The following is a 23757-nucleotide window of genomic DNA, read 5'->3' as shown; positions in this document are numbered from 1 at the left end:
GGCGTCATCGGCCTTTAAAGTTTCCGTCGCCGCATCGTCAGGTAAATTCCGACTTGGCCGGAAATTTGCTGTAAATGCGGCAGGACTGCGACGGGACAAGCTGTCGTCATCCACCAGTCACGTGGGCACAAAGGTTGAATGGGGACTTGATCCGCCAAAGCCGGCTTGGCATCCTGCTGGCAAAAGGGAGGCAAATCATGAAGGCGCTGCTGCTCATCGACATCCAGAACGGCTTTTGCCCCGGCGGCAATCTGGCCGTTACCGAAGGGGACAGGATCGTGCCTGCCGCCAATGCCCTGATCGACAATGGCGGTTATGACCTCATCGTCGCCTCGCAGGACTGGCACCCGGAAAACCACGGCAGTTTCGCGTCCCAGCATCCCGGCAGGAAACCTTTCGACATGGGCGAACTTTCCGGCAAACCGCAGATGATGTGGCCGGACCATTGCGTGCAGGGCACGCAGGATGCGGAATTCCACCCCGATCTGAAGACGGAAGCATTCGACTATATTCAGCAGAAGGGTGAAAACCCCGCCGTCGACAGCTATTCCGCCTTTCGCGACAATGACCAGTCGGCGACAACAGGCCTTGCCGATTATCTGGCCCGTCAGGGCGTGACGCAGCTCGATATATGCGGCCTCGCCACCGATTATTGTGTCCGTTTTTCGGTGCTCGATGCCATCGCCATGTTACCCGGCATCAAGGTCCGCTTCATCGAGGATGCAAGCCGCGGCATCGATCCACAGGGCATAAAGGCCGCGATTGCAGCCATGCGGGAAAAGGGCGCCGCAATCGTCAACAGCCGCGACATATTGCGCGACTGACCGCCCCTTTAACGCAACCTCGGTTTTTCCAACACGTCGATGTCACCGGCCGCGTCCTCAAGACGCCGCAGGATTGCAGCATGTGCATCCTTCAGCCCCTGATTATAGAAAACATATCCGACCTCCTCGGCCAGAAACTCCACGAAAATTTCCGCCTCAAGAAGGCCCATCTCGGTTTCGGTCTCCCGGGCAAGGTAATCCTTGATACGCGCGGCCAGGACCGCCTTTTCCTGCTTTTCGAGCATTGATCTTCCATGATTTCACGATTTGGACGCCCCGACGAAACCCTATGAGATCTCTCGTCCGGCGTTGCCTGTCGGCGTTACCGTAACGGAAGCTTCAAGGGAATCAATCGATCCATTCATGCAATTCGTTTGCCAGCCAGCCGGGACGGCGATAGAGCGGCGGCAAGGAGTTTCCAGAGAATGTTCAATAAAGATTTTCGCGAGGGACTGAGGACCGGTTTTCCAATCGCCCTTTCCGCCGCCCCCTTTGGCGCGCTGTTCGGCGCGGTTGCAGTCGATAACGGCCTGAGCGTCACCGAAGCCACGATCATGAGCGGCACCGTCTATGCCGGCGCGAGCCAGCTTGTCGGCATCGAACTGTTTGGCCAGAAGGTCGCCCCATGGCTGATCGTTCTTTCCGTCTTCGCCGTCAATTTCCGCCATATCCTTTATTCGGCTGCCATTGCCCGAATGATCTCCGGCTGGTCGCTGATGCAAAAGGCGGCCGGCTTCTTCGTTCTGGTAGATCCGCAATTCGCCGAATCGGTCCGGAAATATGAAAACACCGGCACGGTCGGTTTCTCCTGGTATATGGGCTTTGCCGCGCCGGTCTATGTGCTGTGGCTGGCCATGACCATTCTCGGCGCCTCGCTCGGCAATCTCGTCGGCGATCCCAAGGCCATCGGCCTTGACGTGCTTTTGCCGATCTATTTCATGGGCATGGTCTTGAGCTTCCGCCAGCGGGAGAATTTCTACCCGGTGATGCTGGCAAGTGCGGTTGGCGCAACGGTCGCCTATCACTTCGTCGGCTCCCCCTGGCATGTCAGCCTCGGTGCGATTGCCGGCATTCTCGTCGCCGTCCTTTATCCGCCCAAACCCAACGGCGAGGCCACTCCTGAAAACAGGGTGGAAACGCCATGAGCGACATGCTCCACACCGATACGATGATCCTGATCGCGCTCGCCGCCGTCGCCACCTATCTCACCCGCATCGGCGGTTATGTGCTGATGACGCGGATGAAATCCATCCCGCCGCGCATGGAAGCGGGGCTGAACGCCGTACCCGTTGCGGTTCTGACCACGCTTGTCGCACCCGCCTTTTTCGAAGGCGGATACGAGGTGAAGATCGGCATGGCGGCAGCCCTTCTGGTCTGCCTGCGGTTTCCCGGCCTGACGATGCTGGCGATCGGCTGGGCCGTCGTCATCGCCATCAGGCATTTTGGGCTGCTTTAAGCGATCCTCTCCAGTGGCCTGGTCGCTGCAACAAGCCAGGCTTTAACCTCTTCATCAGTGATCAGCGGAGAGAGCTTCTCCAGAACGTCGGCGTGGTAGGCATTCAGCCAGTCGAGTTCCTCGTCGGTCAGGAGTGACACGACGACAAGCCTGTTGTCGATGGGGCACCAGGTCAGCGTCTCAAAGGAGAGCATTGGCTGGTCGCCGCCGGCCACCTCCTGCGCCTCCCGCACATAGATCAGGTTCTCGATGCGGATGCCGAAAGCACCGGGGCGGTAATAACCCGGCTCGTTCGACAGGATCATGCCCGGCAGCAACTCCTGCGTCGAAAGCCTCGCGATACGCTGCGGTCCCTCATGCACCGAGAGATAGGAGCCGACACCGTGGCCGGTGCCATGGGCATAATCGGCGCCTGCCTTCCACAGCGCGGTGCGCGCCAGGGGATCAAGGTCGCAACCACGCGTTCCCTTCGGAAACCGTGCAGTGCTGATGCCGATCACCCCCTTAAGCACCAGCGTGAAGAAACGCTTCTGCTCTTCCGGCACCGTGCCGATTGCGACAGTACGGGTGATGTCGGTGGTGCCGTTGACATATTGCGCGCCGGAATCGACGAGGAACATCTCGCCATCGGCAAGTGTGCGGTCCGTGTCGGTGGTGACGCGGTAATGGATGATGGCGGCATGTTCGCCAGCGCCGGAAATCGTGTCGAAAGACACATCCTTCAGCGGGTTCTGCATCGCCTGCCCCACCCTGGCCCGCGCTGCCTCCAGCGCCTTGACCGCAGCGATTTCGGTGACGCTGCCCGGCTGTTGGCGGTCCAGCCAGCTCAGATATTCGACCATAGCCGCGCCATCCTGCACGTGCGCTGCGGCCGAACCGGCAAGCTCCGCCTTGTTCTTGCAGGCGCGCGGCAGGCGGACGGGATCGGACGTCTCCACCAATATACCGCCCGCCGCCGTGATTGCGCTCGTCAGCGCAACCGGTGTCAGATCTGCGTCGACCATGACCCGGCCCTTGGCGCTGGCAATCGCATGCAGGCGATCGGCAATCTTGGATGGCGGCAGCTGTGTCGCCATTTGCGCCAGATAGGCCTCAGCCTCGATGCCGGTCTTGCGCTTGTCGAGAAAAATATCCGTCCTGCCATCGGCATAGATGATGGCGCGGGCGAGCGGATGCGGTGTATGCGGCACGTCATTGCCGCGAATATTGAAAATCCAGGCAATGGAAGACGGATCGGTAACCAGCAGGGCATCAGCCTGCCTGGCCGAAACCTCCTCCGCCAGCAGCGCGATCTTTTCCTTCGCCAGCTTGCCGGTAAAGGCTTCCGGCTGGATAATAACGGGCTCCAGCGGCTCGGAAGGGCGATCCTGCCACAGGGCGTCAAGCGGATTGCGCTCCAGCAGCACGACGGAGCCGCCCTTGGCCGCAAGCGCCTTTTCCAGCCGCTTCAATTCAGCGCCGGTATGCAGCCACGGATCGATCCCCAGTCGGAAGCCCTGCGCCGCATGTTCGGATAACCATACGGAAGGCGGCGCCCCGACCAGATCACCGCCCGTGAAGACGGATTGGTCGACCTGCGACTTGAGCTGCGTCGTATACCGGCCATCGACGAAGACCACGGCCTCGCTGCGTGTCACCAGCGCGATGCCGGCCGAACCGGTGAACCCCGTCAGCCAGGACAGGCGCTCGGCGCATTCCGGCACATATTCTCCCTGATATTCATCGGCGCGCGGCACCAGAAAACCATCGATAGCCAGCGCGTCGAAACCGGCGCGCAGCGCCTCGACACGGGCCTTGCCAAATTGCGGCGCGGATTTGTTTTCGAAGGTCTGGAACATGGGCGTCTTTCGGGAACTGTCATGAGGAAAGCGGTTCATTCACGCCGTCAAATCATTGGCGCACAACGACAATGCCACGTGGGCAAACCCCGTTTCAAGCCATATATGACAGAACCGATTGCGGCGATAAATTGTGCATATTTTGCGAAATAAGTAATACTAAAAAACAAGTGATATGCATTTTCTGCATATCAACATTGAGATATCCCATCTAACTAAACAAAATCACATCGCTTATATCAAGATCAACACAGCGAGAGAGATACTCTCCTGGCAAACAAGGATTTGAAGCAATGGCAAAATCTTTCCTCCGCACCGCCTTCGATCGCGTCGTTGAAGCACGCCAGCGTCAGGTCGGCCGCCATGTCAACGCAGCACTTTTGAACCTTGACGACAAGTCGCTCGAAGCACTCGGTGTGAACCGCGCCGATCTGCGTCGCAAGGCAAAGTCCAGCTACGTATTCTGATTAATTCCGGTGCGGCGATCCTCCCTCCACCGCACCAGAACAGGAATACGTCGACCCGCTTGAGCAAGCTCCTCCCATATGCTCGCGGGTTCCAGGCGGCGCGAAAGCGCCGCCTTTTCTTTTGCCCGAAAGGAATGTCGCGACAGCGTCAGTCTTTGCGCAGATGCAGCGTCACCCAGCCATTGCGCCAGATGGTGCGGATATGGGAAAGCCGCGCGCCATTATAGGCGGCGAGAACCTTCCAGCGCTGCGATGCGAGAATACCTGACAGGATGACAGTGCCGCCGGGCGCCAGATGCGTGACAAGCTGCGGCGCCATCTTGATAAGCGGCCGCGCCAGAATATTGGCGATGATGAGATCAAACGGACCATACTTGCGGAAGGCATCGGAGTGAAAACCGGGGGCGGTTTCCAGCGCCAGCCCGGAAACAATGCCGTTCAGCCGCACATTTTCCTTCGCCACCTTGACGGCAATGGGGTCGATATCCGTCGCAAGCACCGGAATAGGGCGCATCTTGCGCACCGCAATCGCCAGAACGCCACTGCCGGTGCCGAGATCGAGCGCATTGCGCACCGTCCGTGCCCGCAGAACGTCCTCGATCATTTCAAGGCAACCCGCCGTCGTGCCGTGATGGCCGGTGCCGAAAGCCTGCCCCGCCTCGATCTCGATTGCCAGATCATGCGGCTGCACCTTGTCGCGATCATGCGCGCCATGCACGATGAAGCGCCCTGCCCGCACCGGCTTCAGCCCCTCCAGCGACTTGGCAATCCAGTCGACATCCGGAACTGTCTCTTTTTCTATGACGAGACCGGGAAAAGTGGGAGCAAGCAAAGCGCTGACGCGCTCGCGATACTCGTCTTCCTGCTCGGCCATTAGATAGACGGAGGCTTCCCAGATGTCGCGCTTCTCATCCACCTCGGTCGTGGCGATCGCAACATCCTCCTCGCCGAAATAATCCGACATGAGATCGAGGATTTCACCGGCCTTGATTTCGGTCGTGGTGACGTAAAGTCGGATTTCGCTCACGGCGGGCTGCTTTCTCTGGCTAAGGCTACTCGTTCTGCCTTTGCCACAAAACCTTCATCAGTCCAAGCAGCTCAGCGCAATTATGCCTTCGTACCCTTCAGAAGATTTTGCAGCTTCTGCTCGGCGACGTCAGGGTTTTCACCATAGGCGATCGTTCCCGCAAACCGGCCATTGGCATCGAGCAGAATGACGGACGCCGTGTGATCCATGGTGTAATCACCATTCGGATCTTTCTCGTCGACAGGCACCTTCTTGGCATAGATGCGATAGCCTTTCAGCGTCTCGGCAATCTTGTCGGCCGGACCGGTGATGCCGGTGATCCGCTTCGAAACGTTGGAGACATATTGCTGCATGATGTCAGGCGTATCGCGCTCGGGATCAACGGAGACGAAATAGGCCTGCATCTTGTCCCCGGCCGGGTCCACCTTCTCCATCCAGCCGTTCAGTTCAAACAGTGTCGTCGGGCAGACTTCAGGGCAATGGGTGAAACCGAAGAACAAGGCCGTCGGCTTGCCCTGAAACGCCTTTTCGGTGATCGGCTGGCCATTTTGCGCCGTCAGCTCGAACGGCACGCCATAAACCGTCTCCACCATCTCCTCACGGGTCTTCGTCATCTCGATCGTCAGCCAGCTGACAACACCGGCGAGAACGACCACCACGGCCCATAATACGATGCGAATGTTTCTCATTGTCCAATCCTACCCCGAAAGCCGGCGGCATATCGCAGGCCTTGGCAGACTGATAACGAACGGCGACGGCGACGGCAAATCAACTGGGCGTATTTGCGAGTACCGCGCTGATTTGTCACAAAGCCGCAACCGTCGCGAGGCTCAAAAACACCAGGCGATGCCGCTCTGTACTGCGGAAAGGAAAATATCCGTGCTGTGCCGCACCCAGCCGTCAAAGGCAAGAAGCACGATGGCAAGCGAAGCCGCAGCGGCAAGACTTGCGAGAATAAACTTCAGCGGATGGAACGTGAGTGCCTTCATGCTTCCATCATAACCTTTTTGCACCGATGCGAAAACCGCCAAAATACTGGGTTTTGGCGGCCTGGAAGCGGCAATTGTTAGGGAAAGTTTAAAATCTTGCTGTGCATTATGACCATAGCGGTTTTAAAGCCTCGACATGATGTCTCCCGGTCCATTCCGGCCACCGCATAAAGCTCAATCCTGCGTGGGCCTGCTCAAGAGCCATCAGAGGAAACCTGCCGTCATGTCCAACGCCATCAAACAATCCGGCGCATATCTCGAAATCGTTTCCTTCCATCTCGGCGGTCAGGAATTCTGTATCGACATCATGGCGATCCGCGAAATCCGTGGCTGGGCGCCCGTCACCCCCATGCCGCACACTCCGCCTTATGTTCTCGGCCTCATCAACCTGCGCGGCGCCGTCATTCCCGTCATCGACATGGCTGGCCGCCTCGGCATGAAAATGACCGAACCTTCCGAACGCTCCGCCATCATCGTCACAGATATCGGCGGCAAGCTGGTCGGACTTCTGGTGGAACAGGTCTCCGACATGATGACCATCCGCTCCGAAGACCTGCAGCCCGCGCCCGATATCATTCCGGAAGAACAGCGCAACTTCTGCCGCGGCATCGTGGCGCTGGAAAAAAGCATGGTCTGCTTCCTCAACCTCGACACCGTCATTGCGGACGAGTTGGCGCGCGAAGCGGCCTGATCAGACCTACCGGCAGTTAACGATACATCTGCAAAGGGCAAAACCTCACGGCTTGCCCTTTTCCCACGTCACCTGCTGATTATACAGCGGCACGGTCGAGATCGCCATCTTCGCCGAACCGTCGGTCAGTTCCCGCGCATGTACCAGATAGATCAGCGCATCGTTCGCCTTGTCATAAACCCGGCTGACGACGAGCTTTTTCCAGACCAGCGACATGCCTTGCCGGAACACCTCCTCGCCGCCCTTCGACAGATCGATGTCACCGATCTCCACCGGCCCCGTCTGGCTGCAGGAAATGGCGTTGTTGGAAGGGTCTTCAAACCAGTTGCCGTTTTTCAGCCGGTCGATAACGCCGCGCTCGAAATAGGTGACATGGCATGTCACGCCCTTGATCTTCGGATCAGCGACCGCCTCGATGACGATGTCATTACCGATCCAGTCGACCCCAACCTTGCCTACGACCTGTGAATGCGCCGCTGTCACGGGAAGCAATGCCAGAAGGCCCGCAAACACACCCGACAGAGTTTTCATCGTCATCGTATCTTCTCCGTTTCGCTGCTTCAAACATAAGCGCGAGGAACGGTTACGCAACCCGGGAGACGGTGCGTTTTTTCATGCTACAGGGCTGGTAACCGGTGGAAGTGAGACGGCCGGCCACCATGCCGATCTTTTCCGGCAGGTCGCGGACATGGGCAACGCGCAAAGCCTTGGCAGCAGCAATCGACGCTGCTGCGCAGACAACCGCGTCTTCGGCGGCATTATGGTGCACGAAACGCAGCTGGAGATGATGGGCGATCACATTCAGCTTGTGCGATTCCAGATGCGGCCAGACATGGCGGGCGATCTTCACGCTGCACAGATAAGAAAGATCGGGATAGGACTGCCGATATTTGTCGAAGGATGCCCGCATGACGCTGAAATCGAAGGCGGCATTATGGGCGATCATGGTGGCACCCTGGAAGTCGTCGATAAACTCTTCCATCACCTCGGGAAATTCCGGCGCGTCCTCGACATCGGCGGGGCGAATTCCGTGTACCGCGATGTTGAAGGACGAAAACCGCATGTCCTTCGGCCGGATGAGCCGTTCCTCGACACGAACGATATTACCGTCTTCTATCCACGCAAGCCCGATTGAACAGGCACTGCCCCGCTCTTCATTGGCGGTCTCGAAATCGATGGCGATGGTTTTCAAGAGTGATTCCCGTTGTTTCATTCCGGCATAGACCGGATTGGCCTCAAAGAGAACCGGCCTCGGTCGAACCCGCTTCCGAGAGCATCCAGTCCATCAGCGACACGAGATCGGGATTATCAAGCATGCGTCGCGGATAAACGAGAAAATAGGCAAGTGTGCTGGCCATGTCTTTCCCGAATGGCGCGATCAATGCGCCTTCCGCAAGCTCGCGGGAAACGAGCGAACGGCGGGTCAACGCAATGCCGTGCCCGGCTTTCGCCGCATCCAGCGCACCATTGCTGTCGATGAAGACCGTCCCCCCGGAGGCATCAACCTCCGATGCTCCCGCCGCCTCCAACCAGCGCCGCCACTCATTGCGGTTTTCATCATGCAGAAGCGGAACGGATTTCAGGTCCCCCGCCCCCTGAAGTGACCCATATTTTTCCATGAGCTGCGGCGAGCAGACCGGCAGGGTGCTGTCATCGATAAAACGGATGCTCTCCAGCCCTTCATACCGGCCGAACCCGTGCCGCACCGCCAGATCGACATCATCCCGCGAAAAATCCACCAGCCGGTTCGTCACGCTGATGCGGACATCCACATGCGGGTGTTGCTGCTGGAAGGCAGGCAATCTCGGCATCAGCCATTGTATGGCGAAAGTCGGCGTGCAGCTGAGTGTCAGAACAGTGATCTCGGATCGCGCCGTCAGTTCCGCCGTCGCCTCACGCATCATCCGGAAGGCGGTGCGAAGCGCGCCGTAATAACGTTCCCCCTCACGCGTCAGCTGGATGCTGCGCGGCTTGCGGAAAAACAGCTGTACGCCAAGGCGCGCTTCCAGCTCCCTGATCTGCAGGCTGACCGCGCCGGGGGTGACATTCAGCTCGTTGGAGGCAAGCGTGACGCTGCGATACCGCGCCGCGGCTTCGAAGGCCCGTAGTCCTTTGAGCGATGGAAGTTCCGCTGCCATGATTTAGCTAAACTCAATTATCTGACGAGAAACAATCGTTTGAAAACATCATAAAACAGGGAGTAAATAGACGCAATGGCACATGAAAAGCTGCAGAAAACACGCAACGCCTGCTTGAGGTAAACTCAACCGATATCGGGTGGATGACGGCGGGCCTGTCTGCGACCATGTCAATATTCAAGCCCTGGGAGACGAAGATGGCGATACAGAAACAGATGGATGCCCGCGAATGGGCGATGCTCATAGTACTTTCGCTGCTCTGGGGCGGATCGTTCTTTTTCATCGGTGTCGCCGTCAAAGAACTGCCACCCGTCACCATCGTCACCTTGCGCGTCAGCCTTGCCGCCACGGCACTGTTGATCGTCTGCCGCATCATGGGCCTTCGCCTGCCGCGCGAATGGGCGGTGTGGCGTGCCTTTTTCGGCATGGGGCTGCTCAACAACATCATTCCCTTCTGCCTGATCGTCTGGGGCCAGACCCATATTGCCAGCGGGCTTGCTTCGATCCTCAATGCCACAACGCCGCTCTTCACCGTCATCGTCGCGCATTTTCTGACCGTCGATGAAAAGATGACGGGCAACAAGCTCGTTGGCGTGCTGATCGGCTTCGTCGGCGTGGCGACCATGATCGGCCCGGCAGCCTTCGGCGGATCATCCGGCCTCTGGGGCCAGATCGCCATTCTCGGCGCGGCCATCTCCTATTCCTTCGCGGGCATATTCGGTCGTCGTTTCAAGGCCATGGGCGTACCGCCGTTGATGACCGCCACCGGCCAGATATCGTCCTCGACGCTGATGCTGATCCCGGCCGCCCTTTTCATCGACAAGCCATGGATGCTGGCCATGCCGAGCCTCGGAACCTGGGGCGCACTCATCGGCATCGCCCTCCTGTCCACCGCGCTCGCCTATCTCATCTTCTTCCGCATCCTTGCCAGCGCCGGCGCCACCAACCTCGCCCTCGTCACCTTCCTCATTCCCGTCAGCGCCATCCTGCTCGGTTCGCTGCTTCTCGGTGAGCAGCTGGAAATGAAACATTTCGCCGGCATGGCGATGATCGCCGCCGGCCTTGCGGCAATCGATGGCCGGTTGCCGGCAAAACTCAGGAACTTGTTCCGCAACGTGCCCGCTTGACAGGACCACAGGGCAAAAGCATTCTGCGCCCATGATCGCTTCGCAACAGAAGACCACCCGTCGCCATACCATCACCGGCCATCCGGTAGGGGAAGGTATGTCGTCGCGTTAAGCGATCCATTTCCACCCTGCCAGTAAGAGCAGGGTTCGGACACCTGCTCCTTATGCGCCCAAGGAGACAGGCATGCAAAATGTGAAATTTGCCGACAATGAAGATAAACAGTTCCAGTTGAGCGACGTTGTCCTGCGCGCTGCGCGTTTGGACGATACCGAAGCTTTGACCGAACTGTTTAACCTGCCAGGGGTTCGTTACGGCACCCTTCGCCAACCGTTTCAGTCACTTGAAAAGACACGACAGGCGCTGGAAAATCGCGGCCCGACCGATATCTCCATCGTCGGCGAGTGGCGCGGAAAGATCGTTGCAAATGCAGCGCTGCGCCGCAGGGCAGGAAGGCAATTTCACGTTGCCGATCTGGCGATCAGCGTCCACGACGGATTCGCGGGCAAGGGTGTAGGCTCGCATATTCTCGCAGCGCTGATCGACACGGCCGATAACTGGCACGATATCCGCCGCATCGAGTTGAACGTGTTTACCGACAATCTCGCGGCAATCAGGCTTTACGAGAAATTCGGTTTCGAACACGAAGGCACGCTGCGCAACGATGCCTATCGTGATGGAAAATACGTCGATGCCCACGTGATGGGACGACTTCGATAGGCGGTCAGTTTTTCAGATGATCCTCAAACACTTCCCGAATGGTCCTTCGCGACCATTCGGCCATTTTTTCGTTCCGCCCGCGCTCGGAATCCAGCACGATCAGCGCCTTCCATAACGCCCAGCCGCGCCCGCGCTGCCATGTAGCCTCATCCAGATCCACCGCCCGGCGAAAAACAGCCCGGCTTTCCGCATCAAGCACATTCCACGCGAGAATGAGATCGGACGACGGATCGCCGACGCCGGAACTGCCGAAATCGATGACGGCCGACAGGCGCCCGTCCTGCACCAGCAGATTGCCCTCGGCAATATCGCCATGCACCCACACGCCCTGCCCCTGCCAGCGGCTCGAAAGTGCAAGCTGCCATATCTCCATGGCCAGTGCCTGATCCACTTCATTGGAAAGGCGTGCCGCTGAGGCCCTCGCCTCCTCCTCATAGACCGCTAGCGATCCGCCGCGATGAAAATTATGCGCGCCCGCAGGTGGACCAGCCGGAGCATCTATACCGTGCAGGGCTTGCAAAAACGCCGCCACATCGATGGCGATGACCGAAAGATCAACACCGTCCAAATGTCGAGCGAGAGGTTCGCCCTCCAGCCAGCGATAAATGGACCAGCAGAACGGATAATCCTCGCCCGGCTGTCCAAGCGCCAACGGCGCTGGAATCGGAACCGGCAAAAGGGGCGCAAGCGCCGGCAGCCATCGGTGTTCCTTCTCCACCTGCACCACATAGCGCTCAGCACTCGGCATGCGGATCAGCATCTCATCGCCGAGGCGAAAGCTGCGATTGTCCCAGCCGCTCAGTTCCACCGGCTGAACATCCAGCACCGCCCATTGGGGAAACTGGCTGTCGATCAGCGCCCGGACCTGCTGAGTGGTGACGACAATGCGGTCATCCATGCTGCGTTCCCCGTTTCAGGCGCAAACCTCCAGCGGCGCACGGCAACATGGGCGATGACGCCGCATCAGCCACCGATCAACGCCAGCCACTCATCCTCGTCCATGGTCTGCACGCCCAGCTCCGCCGCCTTGGCAAGCTTGGAGCCGGCCCCCGGCCCTGCCACCAGAATATCCGTCTTTTTCGAAACGGAACCGGCCACTTTCGCGCCGAGGCTTTCGGCCCGGGCCTTCGCCTCATCCCGCGTGAATTTTTCCAGCGAGCCGGTAAACACCACCGTTTTGCCCGCCACAGGGCTGCCTTCGGTCGAAGGCTTTTCTGCCTCTTTCGGCTGCAACTCCCGGATCAGTCGGTCGATGACGTCGAGATTGCGCGGTTCCTTGTAAAACTCGATGATGGCGCGGGCCAGGACCTCGCCGATGCCGTCGATACTGTTGAGTTCCGCCCAGGCGTCACTTGCCGGATCCGCCGCCGCCTTCATGGCCTCTTCGAAATGTTCATAGGTGCCATAGGAGCGCGCCAGAAGCTTTGCCGTGGTCTCGCCGACATGACGGATGCCGAGCGCGAAGATCAGCCGATGCAGATCGATCTCGCGGCGGGCATCGATGGCATCGAACAGCTTCTTGACGCTGACCTTGCCGAAACCGTCAATATTCTCGAGCTTGGTAAGGTGGGACGCTTCCTGCCGCGCCTTCAGCGTAAAGATATCGGGCGCAGTCTTGATAGAGAGCGCTGGATCATCACTTTCGAAGAAGAAATCGATCTGCTTGGTGCCCAGCCCTTCAATATCGAAGGCATTGCGCGAAACGAAATGTTTCAGATGCTCGACCGCCTGCGCCCGGCAGACGAAACCGCCGGTGCAGCGCGTGACCGAATCGAGCTTGCCGGTTTTCTCATTGCGTTCGCGCACCGCATGGCTGCCGCAGACCGGACATTTTTCCGGGAACGCATATTTCACCGCCTCGGCAGGGCGCTTCTCCAGCAGCACATCCAGCACCTGCGGAATGACATCGCCGGCGCGCTGGACGATGACCGTATCGCCGATGCGTATGTCGTGGTCTTCAGGGCGAATACGCTCGCCGCTATTGCCGATACCCTCGATGTAGTCGGCATTATGCAGTGTCGCATTGGTGACGACAACGCCGCCAACCGTGATAGGGGTCAGGCGCGCCACCGGCGTCAGTGCGCCGGTGCGCCCCACTTGGATTTCGATATTCTCGACCGTAGTGAAGGCCTGTTCGGCCCGGAACTTGTGCGCGGTGGCCCAGCGCGGGCTGCGCGAGCGGAAACCCAGCCGCTCCTGAAGATCAAGCCGGTCGACCTTATAGACCACACCATCGATATCGTAGTCGAGATCAGGCCGCGCCACGCCGATTTCATTATAATGTTCAAGCAATTGCTGGGCGGAGGTGAATCGCTTCATCAGCGGATTGACCGGAAATCCCCACTCCCGGAATTTCTCGACAATGCCATATTGCGTATCGGCAAGGCGTGCCGGCTGGCCGCCATTCGAGACCTCCCCCAGCGCATAGGCAAAGAACCGCAGCTTGCGTTTCGCCGTCACATTGGCATCAAGCTGACGCAGCGAACCGGATGCCGTGTTGCGCGGGTTCACATAGGTCTGCTTGCCTTCGGCCTCCATCTGGGCGTTGAGCGCCATGAAATCGCTCTTGGCCATATAGACTTCACCGCGCACCTCCACCACATCAGGCGCGTCCGAAGGTAATTCGTTTGGGATTTCCTTGATGGTCCTGATATTGGCGGTGACATTCTCGCCGGTCGTGCCATCGCCGCGCGTCGCCGCCGTCTTCAGCTTGCCCTTCTCATAGCGGATCGACATCGAAAGCCCGTCGATCTTCGGCTCTGCGGTAAATGCGATGGAATCGTCAGGCAGATGTCCGAGAAAACGATAGACGGAACTGACGAAATCGCGCAGGTCCTCTTCCGAAAACGTGTTGTCGAGTGACAGCATCGGGCGGGCATGCACGATGGGCGCAAAGGTCGGCAGCGGTGTGAAGCCAACTTTTTTCGACGGGCTGTCAGCTCGCACCAGCGCCGGGAACGCCGCCTCGATAGCATCGTTGCGCCGCTTCAGCGCATCATAGTCCGCATCGGAAATCTCCGGCGCGTCCTTGCCGTGGTAAAGCGCATCATGACGGGCAAGCTCGGCTGCCAGAAATGCCAGCTCGGAAGAGGCCTCAAGCTCAGTCAGGTTTTCGACGGGAATCTGGTCTTTCGACATGGCGGCCTCTTTTCAGAATTACCGAACGCTTTTAGCCGAAATAAAACAGCAATAAAATCAGTTTTGCCGCCAGACTCACAAGACCCACAACACCGAGGCGCTCTCGTAACGCTTTCGCGAGCAATCAGTCCTTGGCAGCCAGCAGACGGGCCGCCGCAGCCCTCGCCTCGTCCGTCACCGACGCGCCGGCAAGCATCCGGGCAATCTCTTCGGTGCGGTGTTTTGGCTCCATCGTCGCTACGCGGGTGGCAATGCGCTCGCTGCCATCACCAGATGGACCTTTGGAAATGAGAAGATGGGTTGCGGCCCGTGCGGCCACCTGCGGTGCATGGGTAACGGACAAAACCTGCACGGTCTTAGACAGACGACGCAGTCGCTGGCCGATGGCGTCCGCCACAGCCCCGCCGACCCCTGTGTCGATTTCGTCGAACACCAGTGTCGGTGCCGAACCGCGATCCGCCAGCGCCACTTTCAGCGCCAGTAAGAAACGGGACAATTCACCGCCAGACGCCACTTTCATGATCGGCCCCGGCCGTGTCCCCGGATTGGTCTGAACGTGGAACTCCACCGTGTCGATACCATCCGCTGTCGCCTGCTCGGTATCGGAGGTTACCTCGACGGTAAACCGTGCCCGCTCCAGCTTCAGCGCCGGAAGCTCGGCCATCACAGCATCGGAAAGTGCGTCCGCCGCATGGCGGCGTTTGTCGGAAAGTGACTGGGCGGCACGGTCGAAATCGGCTTTGACGACGCCGAGATTGGCTTCCAGTTTCCCGAGCTTTTCTTCTCCGGCATCGAGATCGGCGAGATCAGCCACCATTTTTTCGGCCAGCGCCGGCAGGTCAGGCACCGCGACATTATACTTACGGCCGGCGGCGCGCAGCGCAAACAGCCGTTCCTCCACCCGCTCCAGCTCACGCGGATCGAATTCGGTGCGGCGCAACGCCGCCTCCACTTCCATCTGCGCATTGGAGAGGTTGTCCAGCGCGGCATCCAGCAATTGCACGGTGTCTTCCAACAGCCCCGGCGCTTCGTGGCTTTTGCGCTCAAGCCGGCGCATCATGGATGCAATGACAGGCACGGGCGAGGCGTTGCCGTTCAAGAACTCACTGGCTTCCGCGATATCGCCGGCGATGCGTTCGGACTTCTGCATCACCGCCCGGCGCTCGGCAAGCTCCTCCTCTTCGCCATCACGTGGCGAAAGTGTCTCCAGTTCCTCGACGGAAGATCGCAGGTAATCAGCCTCGCGGGCTGCCGCTTCTACCTTGGCGCGATGGGTCTTCAACGCACGCTCGGCGTCTTTCCAGGTGCGGTAGAAACCCTGAACGGCGCGAGCCTCATCGCTTAGCCCGGCAAAGGCATCCAGCAGCGTGCGGTGGGCATCGGTATCGACAAGGGCGCGGTCATCATGCTGGCCGTGAATTTCCACCAGCAATTGCCCAAGCTGGCGCATCATCTGCACGCTGATCGCCTGATCGTTGATATAGGCCTTGGTCCGTCCATCGGCGGATTGCACCCGGCGGAAAATCAGATCGCCATCGTCATCGAGACCGTTTTCGCGCAGCAGCAGCCGTGTCGGGTGATTGTTCGGTACTTCGAAAGCGGCGGTAACCTGCCCCTTCTCTTCCCCGTGACGCACCAGGCCGCCATCACCGCGGCCGCCAAGCGCAAGGGAAAGGCTGTCGAGCAGAATGGATTTCCCCGCCCCCGTCTCACCCGTCAACACGGAAAGGCCCGCCTCAAAACCGAGGTCGAGCCTTTCAATCAGGACGATATCGCGAATCGAGAGCTGGACCAGCATGGCCTATGCCCCGTCTCAGGCGCCGATAAGCTTTTTGCCGGCGCGCGAAATCCAGGACCCCTTGTTTTCACGCGGCTCCAGCCCGTTGCCTTTCAGCAGCTTGTAGGAGTCCGCATACCATTGGCTGTCGGGATAGTTGTTGCCGAGAACGGCGGCCGCGGTCTGCGCCTCTTCGGCAAGACCCATCGCATAATAGGCCTCCGTCAGACGCGCCAGCGCTTCCTCGATCTGGTTGGTGTTCTGGTACTGCTCGACGACGATGCGGAAACGCGAAACGGCGGCGAGATATTCCTTACGCTCAAGATAATAACGGCCGACCTGCATTTCGCGGCCGGCGAGCTGGTCGCGGGCGAAACGAATCTTGGCCTGCGCATCGGCGACATATTCCGAATCGGGATAGTCGTTGACGACCTTGCTCATCGCCTCGACCGTGCGCTGTGCTGCGCGCTGGTCCTGCGTCACGTCGGAAATCTGCTTCGAATAGGCAAGGCCGATCATGTACTGAACATAAGCCGCATCCTTGGAACGCGGATATTGCCGCAGGAAGCGGCTGCCGTTGGTGATGGCCACATCATTCTTGTTGGTGCGCGTCGCAATGAACGTCTGCATGACAAGCGCCTTCTGGCCCCATTCGGTGAATGGATATTGCTTGTCGATAGCCTCGAACTTGCGCGAGGCTTCCGTCATGTTGCCGGCGTTCATGTTGGCAAGCCCCTGCTTGTACAGAACGTCAGGCGGATCGGATTCGAAGCCGAGCTTGGTAATGTCGATATCCGGATCGGACTGGCAGGCCGTGACGGCGACACTTGCACCGACCAACAACAACGAAACGGCGATCCCCCGCATCGTACCCTTCATCGCACCAGACCCTACATGCTTCATTCGACAGTTCCCACTTCCCGCGCAAATACATAAGCATCGGCTTTGCACTGGCGTTTCTAGCCATAAAAGCATCCGCAGGGCAACGCAATGATGACGCATTAACGCATTTTTATGGCATCCGCGCGCGCAATCGCATGAATATCAGGCGATATGACGAAACATCCCGCCCCGCATCATAAAAAAGCCGCCCCCAAGGGGAGCGGCTTTCCTGTCAATCAATAGCCTGCGAACAAACTCAAGCCGACCAGGGCGCAAATTCCGGCATGTTGACCGGTACGAATTCGCGGGCGCGCACCATCTGGTTGCGGGCAGCCGGAGCTTCGACGATCTCATAGGCGGAACGGTCGTTCAGCAGGGCCTTCAGCGCATTGGCATTAACCTTGTGGCCGCCGCGATAGGAGCGATAGCAGCCGATGAACTGCGCGCCGGCAAGCGCCAGATCGCCCACGGCGTCCAGCGTCTTGTGACGGACGAACTCGTCCTTGGCGTAACGCAGGCCTTCCATGTTGATGACGCTGTTGTCGTCGGAAATGACGACGGAATTTTCAAGCGAAGAACCAAGCGCATAACCGGCAGCCCACAGACGCTCCACGTCACGCATGAAACCGAAGGTGCGGGCGCGCGACAGTTCGTTCTTGAACGTTTCTGCCGTCAGGTCGCCCTTCCAGGACTGCTTGCCGATCAGCGGCGTGTCGAAATCGATATCGACCTCGAAGCGCGTGCCGTCATAGGGACGGAATTCCGCCCAGGAGGCACCCGAATCGATACGAACCGGCTTGGTGACACGAATATAACGGCGCTTCGCGCCAAGGTTCTTGATGCCGACCGATTCGATCGCCTCGATGAAAGGCGCGGAGCTGCCATCCATGATCGGCGCTTCCGGGCCGTCAACCTCAACGACGAGGTTGTCGAGGCCCATGGCGTAAATGGCGGCCATGACGTGCTCGATCGTCGCCACTGACTGGGATAGCGAACGGCCGAGCACGGTGCACAGGTCGGTATTGCCGACATTGGCCGAAACCGCCTTCAACTCGGTGACGTTGCCATTGTCATGAAGGCGATGGAATACGATGCCCGTCCCAGCTTCTGCGGGCTGGAACGTCATAGAGACCGGATTGCCGGAATGCACGCCAATGCCTTTAAGCTGAACAGCATGTGCGATAGTTGTCTGAAATCCGAGCAGTCCGATAGTCATGCGTATATGCCTTATTTTGCAAACCGCGCCGTTTGGTGAAGCGCCGTTCAAGTTTTAAAGCCGGTTTTGGCGACCGGCCAAGTCCGTATTTCCCCTTACCCAGCCTCATACATACGCACATGTAGGTGCCACGACAAATCACTGTTCGTTTCGGATTGTTACACGCGTAAAATATTGAAAACGCTAATTAATTTAGTGTTAATCACGCAAAATAAACGAAACGCCCGGGTCGTGAAACCCGGGCGTTTGAAGAGGCGGATGGAATCGCCTTTAGTTGGACTGGCGGCGCAGGAAGGCCGGAATTTCCAGCTGGTCGTCGTCGTGGTGGCTGGACGCTGCAGGCGTTGCACGGCCGTGGTCGTCAAGCTGGCCACGACGCGGTGCGTAGAGGCTGGCTTCCGGCGAAAGCGGCGCGCGGCGCTGCGGCGCCATGCTCGGCGCATCCATCATGTCGGACGGAACTTCTTCCTCTTCGCGGCGACCAAGAGAGTTGGTGATGCGCTTCAGAAGACCCATCGGGCCACGCTCTTCCTGGGCGGCAGGAGCGGCGCGATCGCGATGATCCATCTCGGCCTTCACGACCGGCGGGAAGTCCTCCACCTTCGGCATGCGGACAGGCTCTGGCTGGCGGGCAACCGGAGCAGGCTCCTGGTAGACCGGTGCCTGCGGCTGCTGCATACGCGGAGCGGCAACCTGTTCGGGAGCATGATAGACCGGTGCCGGAGCAACCGGAGCGGCCTGCTGAACCGGCTGAGCCGGACGAAGAGCCGCCGGCGCTTCAGCCGGAGCGGATGCGAACAGCTTGCTCTGCGGACGGAAGTCCTGAGACGGCTGCTGGTGAGCGGCAAAACCGAGTTCGCGTTCCATTTCAGCTTCCGCCGAACGGATGGTCTGGGCGATCTGGTCTACGGTCTTTGGTGCCTGCGATACTGCATGTGCAGGCTGAACTGCGGCCGGAGCAGGAGCAACGGCCGCGGAAGGACGGATAAGCGGCTTGGCGGCAGCAGCGCGCATTTCGGCAACGTTCTGTTCACCGATGCCGGCAACACGGTCAATGCCGGTCGCCACAACGGAGACGCGGATGAGACCTTCCAGAGCTTCATCGAAGGTTGCGCCGAGGATGATGTTGGCATCCGGATCGACTTCTTCGCGAATGCGGGTCGCCGCTTCGTCGACTTCGAACAGGGTAAGGTCGCGACCGCCGGTGATGGAGATCAGCAGGCCCTGTGCGCCCTTCATCGAGGTTTCGTCGAGCAACGGGTTGGCAATCGCCGCTTCCGCAGCCTGCATTGCGCGGCCCGGACCCGAAGCCTCGCCGGTGCCCATCATCGCGCGGCCCATTTCACGCATGACCGAGCGAACATCGGCGAAGTCGAGGTTGATGAGACCTTCCTTCACCATCAGATCGGTGATGCAGGCAACGCCGGAGTAGAGAACCTGGTCGGCCATGGCGAAGGCGTCGGCAAAGGTCGTCTTGTCGTTGGCAATGCGGAAGAGGTTCTGGTTCGGAATGACGATCAGCGTATCGACGGACTTCTGCAGTTCCTCGATGCCCTGTTCGGCAAGACGCATGCGGCGGCCGCCTTCGAAGTGGAAAGGCTTGGTCACGACGCCAACCGTCAGGATACCCTTGTTGCGGGCGGCCTGTGCGACAACAGGAGCAGCACCCGTACCGGTGCCGCCGCCCATGCCGGCGGTGACGAAGCACATGTGGGTGCCGTTCAGGTGGTCGATGATCTCATCGATGCATTCTTCAGCGGCGGCGCGGCCGACTTCCGGCTGGGAACCGGCGCCGAGACCCTCGGTGACGTTGACGCCGAGCTGGATGACCCGATCTGCCTTCGTCATGGTCAGAGCCTGCGCATCCGTGTTGGCGACGACGAAGTCGACGCCCTGGAGGCCAGCCGTGATCATGTTGTTGACAGCGTTACCGCCGCCACCGCCAACACCGAAGACGGTGATGCGTGGCTTCAGTTCGGTGATATCAGGCTTTTGCAGCTGTATCGTCATTTTACCATTCCTTTTTTCTCTGGCCGCATCGCCCCGCTGGCCGATTCTTGAAAACTCAACTCTGAAACCTCCGGCTTACGCCACGAGGCCACTCAAAAACTCTCTTTCAGCCATTGCCCCACCCGGGCTATCCGGCCGCTGCCCGTACCAAACGGCGAGAACATTCCGCCTTGCGCCGCATGAATTTCGATGTCCGCCACCTGCGGATAGATCATCAGTCCGCAGGCGGTTGAAAATGCCGGTCCCTTTGCCGCCACCGGAAGACCGGATACCCCCATGGGGCGACCGATACGAACGTTGCGGGCGAGAATGCGCCGTGCCGTTTCCGGCAGCCCCGTCAGCTGGCTTGCGCCGCCGGTCAGCACAACGCGCTTGCCGACGATGGGGCTGAAGCCGGACTTCTGGATACGATCACGGATCAATTCCAGCGTCTCTTCGATACGCGCCCGCACGATGCGGGTTACAAGGGCTCTTGAAACTTGCGATGGTTGATCGCGATCATCTTCGCCAATCGGCGGGATCGAAATCATGTCGCGCTCATCCGCGCCATTCAGCAAAGCCGAACCATGCACCACCTTCAGTCTCTCCGCATCTTCGATTCGTGTCGAGAGGCCACGTGCAAGATCTGTCGTAACGTGATGGCCGCCAAGGCCGATCGCATCGGTGTGAATGAGCCGACCTTCGGCGAAAACCGAGATCGTCGTGGTGCCGCCGCCCATGTCGATGGCCGCACAGCCGAGTTCAACTTCATCGTCCACCAGCGCCGCAAGACCGCTGGCGTAAGGCGTCGCCACCATGCCTTCGACGGACAGATGGGCGCGGTTGACGCAAAGCTCGAGGTTCTTCAGCGCCGTGCGCTCAACCGTCACCACATGCATGTCGACGCCGAGAAGGTCGCCATACATCGAGAGCGGATCACGAATGCCACGCTCGCCATCCAGCGAATAACCCGTCGGCAACGAATGCAGGATCGCCCGGTCCTGACGCATGGACTGCTGGCTGGCCGCCACCAAAACCTTGCGCAGGTCGCTTGCCTCGACTTCCTGGCCGCCGAGATCGATGCTCGCGGTGTAGATATCGCTCGCCAGCCGTCCGGCAGAAACATTGACGATCAGGCTGTCGACAGTCAGGCCAGCCATGCGCTCGGCCGCATCGACCGAAAGACGGATGACGCCTTCAAGCGCGTCGAGATCGGCGATCACGCCGGATTTCACGCCGCGCGAGCGCTGGTGGCCGATGCCGATGATTTCGACCTTGTGGGTGCGGCCCGGCAGAATTTCGCTTTCCTGACGCGGCGTCAGTCGGCCGATCATGCACACGACCTTGGTCGAGCCGATGTCCAGCACCGAAACGATGTGGCTGCGCTTGGAGGAAAGCGGCTTCAGACGCGGCAGGCCGAAATGGGAAGAACCGAATAAGCTCATGTGTTCTTCTCCGCCTTCTTGAGAGCCTTGGTGCGCGCATCGACGGCGGTCTGACGACGTTCCGTCGCACCTTCGGTCAGCTGGATCGTGGTGCGGTCGGCGAGCCGGAGATCAACCGCGGCGACATCACGCGAAAGAACCTTTTCCTCGAGATCGAGCCGCGCCAGCAATTGCAGCGCCTGCGGCAGATTTTCTTCGGGCAGCTTGACGACGATGCCGTTATCGAGATGCAGATCCCAGCGACGGCCGGCAATGCGCACATAAGCGCGGACACGGTTGCGGATTTCCGGCCAGTCGGCCAGTTGCCCGACGAAACCGGCGGCGCCCGTTTCTGCGTCGCGTCCGACGAACAGCGGCAGTTCGGCGAATTTATTGTCACGCAGCGGCGCAATCACGCTGCCGCTTTTTTCGATCAGCGACAGTTCCGTGCCATGCTGCCAGATGCCGAAGGCCTGACGCTCCTTCAGGCGAACTTCCACCGTCTTGGGGTAAACCTTGCGGATATCCACATCTTCCACCCAGGGAAGCTGCACGAGCTTGCGCCGCGCCGCATCGATATCAAGCGCGATCAGCGACGTGCTGCCATCAAGGCCGAGAAGCTGGAAGACTTCGATTTCGGAGGTCTGCAGATTGCCGGAGACTTTCACGTCTTCAACCGCGAAGCCTGCGGCCGATGTCGTGGTCTGGGTGACGATGTTGGTGTGTCCGCCAAGCGACATGCCGTAAAGCCCGGTCACCGCGTAAAAAGCGATGGCCGAAATCGTACCGGTATGGGCGGGAATGTGAATGCGTCCGGTCGCAAGGCTGACACCGAAACGCACGAAGCGGCGCAGCGGACGCGGCAGCACCCTGCGATCGTCGGCATTGGCCGCCGCCGCATATTGCTCGCGCTTTTTCGCCGTCGATTTTTTGCCGGTCACCGCGAACACGAAGCGTCCTCCACCATCCAGCTGACAAGGTTACCAAAGGAGCGGCCCGCGTGAGCCGCCATTTCCGGCACCAGGGAGGTCGGCGTCATGCCCGGCTGTGTATTCACTTCAAGCCAGATAACTTCGCCATCTTCTGAGAAACGGTCGTCGTAACGAAAGTCTGAACGGCTTACGCCACGGCACCCGATCGCCTGATGCGCCATAACCGCCAATGTTTGAATCTTTTGGTAAATTTTCGGTGAAATTTCTGCGGGAATGACATGTTTCGAGCCACCAGCCGCGTATTTAGCGTCATAATCATAGAAATTGTGACCGAGCGGCACCACTTCGGTGACGCCCAGCGCCTCGCCATCAAGTACGCCACAGGTCAGCTCGCGCCCATGAATGTAGCGCTCGACCATGACCTGATCACCATAACGCCACTCGGACGAGGTAAGGATTTGCGGCGGATGCGACTGGTCTTCCTTGACGATCACGACGCCGAAGCTCGAACCTTCGCGCACCGGCTTCACCACATAGGGCGGCGCAAGCGGATGTTCGCTGGTGAAATCGAAGCGGTTCATGACGCGCTCGGCAGCAACCGGGATACCAGCGGCGGCAGCAACCTTCTTGGCCTGCGCCTTGTCCATGGCAAGGGCGGAAGCCAGCACGCCGGAATGCGTATAGGGAATGGCGAGATATTCGAGAATGCCCTGAATGGTGCCGTCCTCACCGAAGGGGCCATGCAGCGCATTGAAGGCGACATCCGGGCGCAGCTCGGCGAGTACGGCTGCGACATCGCGCCCTACATCGACACGGGTGACCTGATAGCCCTCGCCTTCCAGAGCAAGCGCGCAAGCGTTGCCCGACGAGAGGCTGACCGGCCGCTCCGACGAAAACCCACCCAAAAGAACAGCTACGTGTTTGCCGCCCATCGAACCCTCTGACACCAACTCTCCGTTACGAACCACGCCCGAACCGACCGAATTTGACGGACGGTGATTCTGGCACATGACCCTTGAGATCAGTTAAACGCCATTAAGGTTAATGAATCGTTTACTTTCGTTAACCGCCGCGCCCAACATGCCGAGTTCCATTAAAGAATCAGCATCGATCCGGATTCCCTC

Annotated in this window: 24 protein-coding genes; 7 read left to right on the top strand and 17 right to left on the bottom strand. The window is 59.4% G+C overall.

What is annotated here, in order from left to right; translation table 11 throughout:
- Nucleotides 1–197: 197 nt before the first annotated feature.
- Nucleotides 198–824 carry a bifunctional nicotinamidase/pyrazinamidase gene (gene pncA, locus FCH38_RS08490; protein ID WP_174373481.1) on the top strand — a complete coding sequence of 209 codons (627 nt, stop codon included), beginning with the start codon at nt 198–200 and terminating at the stop codon, nt 822–824.
- A gap of 8 nt (nt 825–832) precedes the next feature.
- On the opposite strand, the gene FCH38_RS08485 is transcribed toward pncA, so the two are convergent.
- Nucleotides 833–1069: a DUF2164 domain-containing protein gene (locus FCH38_RS08485; protein WP_046798086.1), complete on the bottom strand. Its 237-nt coding sequence runs from the start codon at nt 1067–1069 to the stop codon at nt 833–835.
- A 180-nt stretch (nt 1070–1249) separates the two neighbouring features.
- Between FCH38_RS08485 and FCH38_RS08480 the strand changes: the two genes are divergently transcribed.
- Both FCH38_RS08480 and FCH38_RS08475 read left to right on the top strand, forming a co-directional pair.
- Nucleotides 1250–1969, top strand: coding sequence for an AzlC family ABC transporter permease (locus FCH38_RS08480; RefSeq protein WP_153515064.1), 720 nt, complete (start codon nt 1250–1252; stop codon nt 1967–1969).
- Nucleotides 1966–2280: an AzlD family protein gene (locus FCH38_RS08475; protein ID WP_149900202.1), complete on the top strand. Its 315-nt coding sequence runs from the start codon at nt 1966–1968 to the stop codon at nt 2278–2280. Before FCH38_RS08480 ends, FCH38_RS08475 begins: the two co-directional genes overlap by 4 nt.
- Here FCH38_RS08475 and FCH38_RS08470 read toward each other — a convergent pair.
- Complete coding sequence (locus tag FCH38_RS08470) at nt 2277–4118, bottom strand: aminopeptidase P family protein (protein ID WP_174373480.1); 1842 nt, start codon at nt 4116–4118, stop codon at nt 2277–2279. The genes FCH38_RS08475 and FCH38_RS08470 overlap by 4 nt on opposite strands.
- A 293-nt stretch (nt 4119–4411) precedes the next feature.
- On the opposite strand from FCH38_RS08470, the gene FCH38_RS08465 reads away from it, so the two are divergent.
- Nucleotides 4412–4585: a hypothetical protein gene (locus tag FCH38_RS08465; protein WP_174373479.1), complete on the top strand. Its 174-nt coding sequence runs from the start codon at nt 4412–4414 to the stop codon at nt 4583–4585.
- Nucleotides 4586–4733: 148 nt separating this feature from the next.
- Here FCH38_RS08465 and FCH38_RS08460 read toward each other — a convergent pair whose 3' ends face one another.
- From FCH38_RS08460 to FCH38_RS08450, 3 genes are all read right to left on the bottom strand, one after another.
- Nucleotides 4734–5612: a 50S ribosomal protein L11 methyltransferase gene (locus tag FCH38_RS08460; protein WP_174373478.1), complete on the bottom strand. Its 879-nt coding sequence runs from the start codon at nt 5610–5612 to the stop codon at nt 4734–4736.
- Nucleotides 5613–5692: 80 nt separating this feature from the next.
- Nucleotides 5693–6301 carry a cytochrome oxidase assembly protein Sco gene (gene sco / locus FCH38_RS08455; RefSeq protein WP_174373477.1) on the bottom strand — a complete coding sequence of 203 codons (609 nt, stop codon included), beginning with the start codon at nt 6299–6301 and terminating at the stop codon, nt 5693–5695.
- A 141-nt stretch (nt 6302–6442) separates the two neighbouring features.
- Entirely contained in the window at nt 6443–6601 is a 159-nt protein-coding gene (locus tag FCH38_RS08450; protein WP_236776579.1) for a hypothetical protein, read from the bottom strand.
- A gap of 223 nt (nt 6602–6824) precedes the next feature.
- On the opposite strand from FCH38_RS08450, the gene FCH38_RS08445 reads away from it, so the two are divergent.
- The gene (locus FCH38_RS08445) at nt 6825–7292 is read left to right on the top strand and encodes a chemotaxis protein CheW (protein WP_003513183.1); all 468 of its coding nucleotides are present in this window, start codon (nt 6825–6827) and stop codon (nt 7290–7292) included.
- Between the two features lie 45 nt (nt 7293–7337).
- Here the strand turns inward: FCH38_RS08445 and FCH38_RS08440 are convergent, their stop codons facing one another.
- From FCH38_RS08440 to gcvA, 3 genes are read right to left on the bottom strand one after another with little or no spacing between them, the layout of a single operon-like run.
- On the bottom strand, nt 7338–7829 hold the full coding sequence (locus FCH38_RS08440; RefSeq protein ID WP_174373475.1) for a CreA family protein: 492 nt from the start codon (nt 7827–7829) through the stop codon (nt 7338–7340).
- A 46-nt stretch (nt 7830–7875) separates the two neighbouring features.
- Complete coding sequence (locus tag FCH38_RS08435; protein WP_174373474.1) at nt 7876–8484, bottom strand: 3'-5' exonuclease; 609 nt, start codon at nt 8482–8484, stop codon at nt 7876–7878.
- Nucleotides 8485–8527: 43 nt separating this feature from the next.
- Nucleotides 8528–9430 carry a transcriptional regulator GcvA gene (gene gcvA / locus FCH38_RS08430; RefSeq protein WP_174373473.1) on the bottom strand — a complete coding sequence of 301 codons (903 nt, stop codon included), beginning with the start codon at nt 9428–9430 and terminating at the stop codon, nt 8528–8530.
- 197 nt (nt 9431–9627) lie between these two features.
- Here gcvA and FCH38_RS08425 point away from each other — a divergent pair, with 197 nt between their 5' ends.
- The gene (locus FCH38_RS08425) at nt 9628–10557 is read left to right on the top strand and encodes a DMT family transporter (RefSeq protein ID WP_174373472.1); all 930 of its coding nucleotides are present in this window, start codon (nt 9628–9630) and stop codon (nt 10555–10557) included.
- Nucleotides 10558–10741: 184 nt separating this feature from the next.
- Nucleotides 10742–11275, top strand: a complete 534-nt coding sequence (locus FCH38_RS08420; RefSeq protein ID WP_149900193.1) for a GNAT family N-acetyltransferase — start codon at nt 10742–10744, stop codon at nt 11273–11275.
- Nucleotides 11276–11279: 4 nt separating this feature from the next.
- Here the strand turns inward: FCH38_RS08420 and FCH38_RS08415 are convergent, their stop codons facing one another.
- The 9 genes from FCH38_RS08415 to FCH38_RS08375 all read right to left on the bottom strand — a co-directional run bounded on the left by FCH38_RS08415 (nt 11280) and on the right by FCH38_RS08375 (nt 23565).
- On the bottom strand, nt 11280–12173 hold the full coding sequence (locus FCH38_RS08415) for an aminoglycoside phosphotransferase family protein (RefSeq protein WP_174373471.1): 894 nt from the start codon (nt 12171–12173) through the stop codon (nt 11280–11282).
- A gap of 65 nt (nt 12174–12238) precedes the next feature.
- The gene (gene ligA / locus FCH38_RS08410) at nt 12239–14413 is read right to left on the bottom strand and encodes an NAD-dependent DNA ligase LigA (RefSeq protein WP_174373470.1); all 2175 of its coding nucleotides are present in this window, start codon (nt 14411–14413) and stop codon (nt 12239–12241) included.
- 124 nt (nt 14414–14537) lie between these two features.
- Nucleotides 14538–16211, bottom strand: a complete 1674-nt coding sequence (recN, locus tag FCH38_RS08405) for a DNA repair protein RecN (protein WP_174373469.1) — start codon at nt 16209–16211, stop codon at nt 14538–14540.
- 15 nt (nt 16212–16226) lie between these two features.
- Nucleotides 16227–17093: an outer membrane protein assembly factor BamD gene (locus tag FCH38_RS08400; RefSeq protein ID WP_149900189.1), complete on the bottom strand. Its 867-nt coding sequence runs from the start codon at nt 17091–17093 to the stop codon at nt 16227–16229.
- 235 nt (nt 17094–17328) lie between these two features.
- Nucleotides 17329–18288, bottom strand: coding sequence for a UDP-3-O-acyl-N-acetylglucosamine deacetylase (gene lpxC / locus FCH38_RS08395; RefSeq protein WP_153515054.1), 960 nt, complete (start codon nt 18286–18288; stop codon nt 17329–17331).
- A 270-nt stretch (nt 18289–18558) separates the two neighbouring features.
- Nucleotides 18559–20298 carry a cell division protein FtsZ gene (gene ftsZ / locus FCH38_RS08390; RefSeq protein ID WP_153515053.1) on the bottom strand — a complete coding sequence of 580 codons (1740 nt, stop codon included), beginning with the start codon at nt 20296–20298 and terminating at the stop codon, nt 18559–18561.
- A gap of 92 nt (nt 20299–20390) precedes the next feature.
- Nucleotides 20391–21722 (bottom strand): cell division protein FtsA, encoded by a 1332-nt coding sequence (ftsA, locus tag FCH38_RS08385; protein WP_149900186.1) that lies wholly within the window; start codon nt 21720–21722, stop codon nt 20391–20393.
- Nucleotides 21719–22651, bottom strand: a complete 933-nt coding sequence (locus tag FCH38_RS08380) for a cell division protein FtsQ/DivIB (RefSeq protein ID WP_174373468.1) — start codon at nt 22649–22651, stop codon at nt 21719–21721. The genes ftsA and FCH38_RS08380 overlap by 4 nt, the downstream gene beginning before the upstream one ends.
- The gene (locus tag FCH38_RS08375; protein ID WP_149900184.1) at nt 22639–23565 is read right to left on the bottom strand and encodes a D-alanine--D-alanine ligase; all 927 of its coding nucleotides are present in this window, start codon (nt 23563–23565) and stop codon (nt 22639–22641) included. Before FCH38_RS08375 ends, FCH38_RS08380 begins: the two co-directional genes overlap by 13 nt.
- Between the last annotated feature and the right edge of the window lie 192 nt (nt 23566–23757).

Source organism: Agrobacterium tumefaciens, from assembly GCF_013337285.1.
In the GTDB taxonomy this organism is placed as follows: domain Bacteria; phylum Pseudomonadota; class Alphaproteobacteria; order Rhizobiales; family Rhizobiaceae; genus Agrobacterium; species Agrobacterium burrii.
This window is presented reverse-complemented; position numbering and strand designations above follow the sequence as displayed.

Coding starts and splice junctions, on each gene's coding strand:
- pncA (WP_174373481.1), top strand. CDS start 198: ATGAAGGCGCTGCTGCTCATCGACATCCAGAACGGCTTTTGCCCCGGC.
- FCH38_RS08485 (WP_046798086.1), bottom strand. CDS start 1,069: ATGCTCGAAAAGCAGGAAAAGGCGGTCCTGGCCGCGCGTATCAAGGAT.
- FCH38_RS08480 (WP_153515064.1), top strand. CDS start 1,250: ATGTTCAATAAAGATTTTCGCGAGGGACTGAGGACCGGTTTTCCAATC.
- FCH38_RS08475 (WP_149900202.1), top strand. CDS start 1,966: ATGAGCGACATGCTCCACACCGATACGATGATCCTGATCGCGCTCGCC.
- FCH38_RS08470 (WP_174373480.1), bottom strand. CDS start 4,118: ATGTTCCAGACCTTCGAAAACAAATCCGCGCCGCAATTTGGCAAGGCC.
- FCH38_RS08465 (WP_174373479.1), top strand. CDS start 4,412: ATGGCAAAATCTTTCCTCCGCACCGCCTTCGATCGCGTCGTTGAAGCA.
- sco (WP_174373477.1), bottom strand. CDS start 6,301: ATGAGAAACATTCGCATCGTATTATGGGCCGTGGTGGTCGTTCTCGCC.
- FCH38_RS08450 (WP_236776579.1), bottom strand. CDS start 6,601: ATGAAGGCACTCACGTTCCATCCGCTGAAGTTTATTCTCGCAAGTCTT.
- FCH38_RS08445 (WP_003513183.1), top strand. CDS start 6,825: ATGTCCAACGCCATCAAACAATCCGGCGCATATCTCGAAATCGTTTCC.
- FCH38_RS08440 (WP_174373475.1), bottom strand. CDS start 7,829: ATGACGATGAAAACTCTGTCGGGTGTGTTTGCGGGCCTTCTGGCATTG.
- gcvA (WP_174373473.1), bottom strand. CDS start 9,430: ATGGCAGCGGAACTTCCATCGCTCAAAGGACTACGGGCCTTCGAAGCC.
- FCH38_RS08425 (WP_174373472.1), top strand. CDS start 9,628: ATGGCGATACAGAAACAGATGGATGCCCGCGAATGGGCGATGCTCATA.
- FCH38_RS08420 (WP_149900193.1), top strand. CDS start 10,742: ATGCAAAATGTGAAATTTGCCGACAATGAAGATAAACAGTTCCAGTTG.
- FCH38_RS08415 (WP_174373471.1), bottom strand. CDS start 12,173: ATGGATGACCGCATTGTCGTCACCACTCAGCAGGTCCGGGCGCTGATC.
- ligA (WP_174373470.1), bottom strand. CDS start 14,413: ATGTCGAAAGACCAGATTCCCGTCGAAAACCTGACTGAGCTTGAGGCC.
- recN (WP_174373469.1), bottom strand. CDS start 16,211: ATGCTGGTCCAGCTCTCGATTCGCGATATCGTCCTGATTGAAAGGCTC.
- FCH38_RS08400 (WP_149900189.1), bottom strand. CDS start 17,093: ATGAAGCATGTAGGGTCTGGTGCGATGAAGGGTACGATGCGGGGGATC.
- lpxC (WP_153515054.1), bottom strand. CDS start 18,288: ATGACTATCGGACTGCTCGGATTTCAGACAACTATCGCACATGCTGTT.
- ftsZ (WP_153515053.1), bottom strand. CDS start 20,298: ATGACGATACAGCTGCAAAAGCCTGATATCACCGAACTGAAGCCACGC.
- ftsA (WP_149900186.1), bottom strand. CDS start 21,722: ATGAGCTTATTCGGTTCTTCCCATTTCGGCCTGCCGCGTCTGAAGCCG.
- FCH38_RS08375 (WP_149900184.1), bottom strand. CDS start 23,565: ATGGGCGGCAAACACGTAGCTGTTCTTTTGGGTGGGTTTTCGTCGGAG.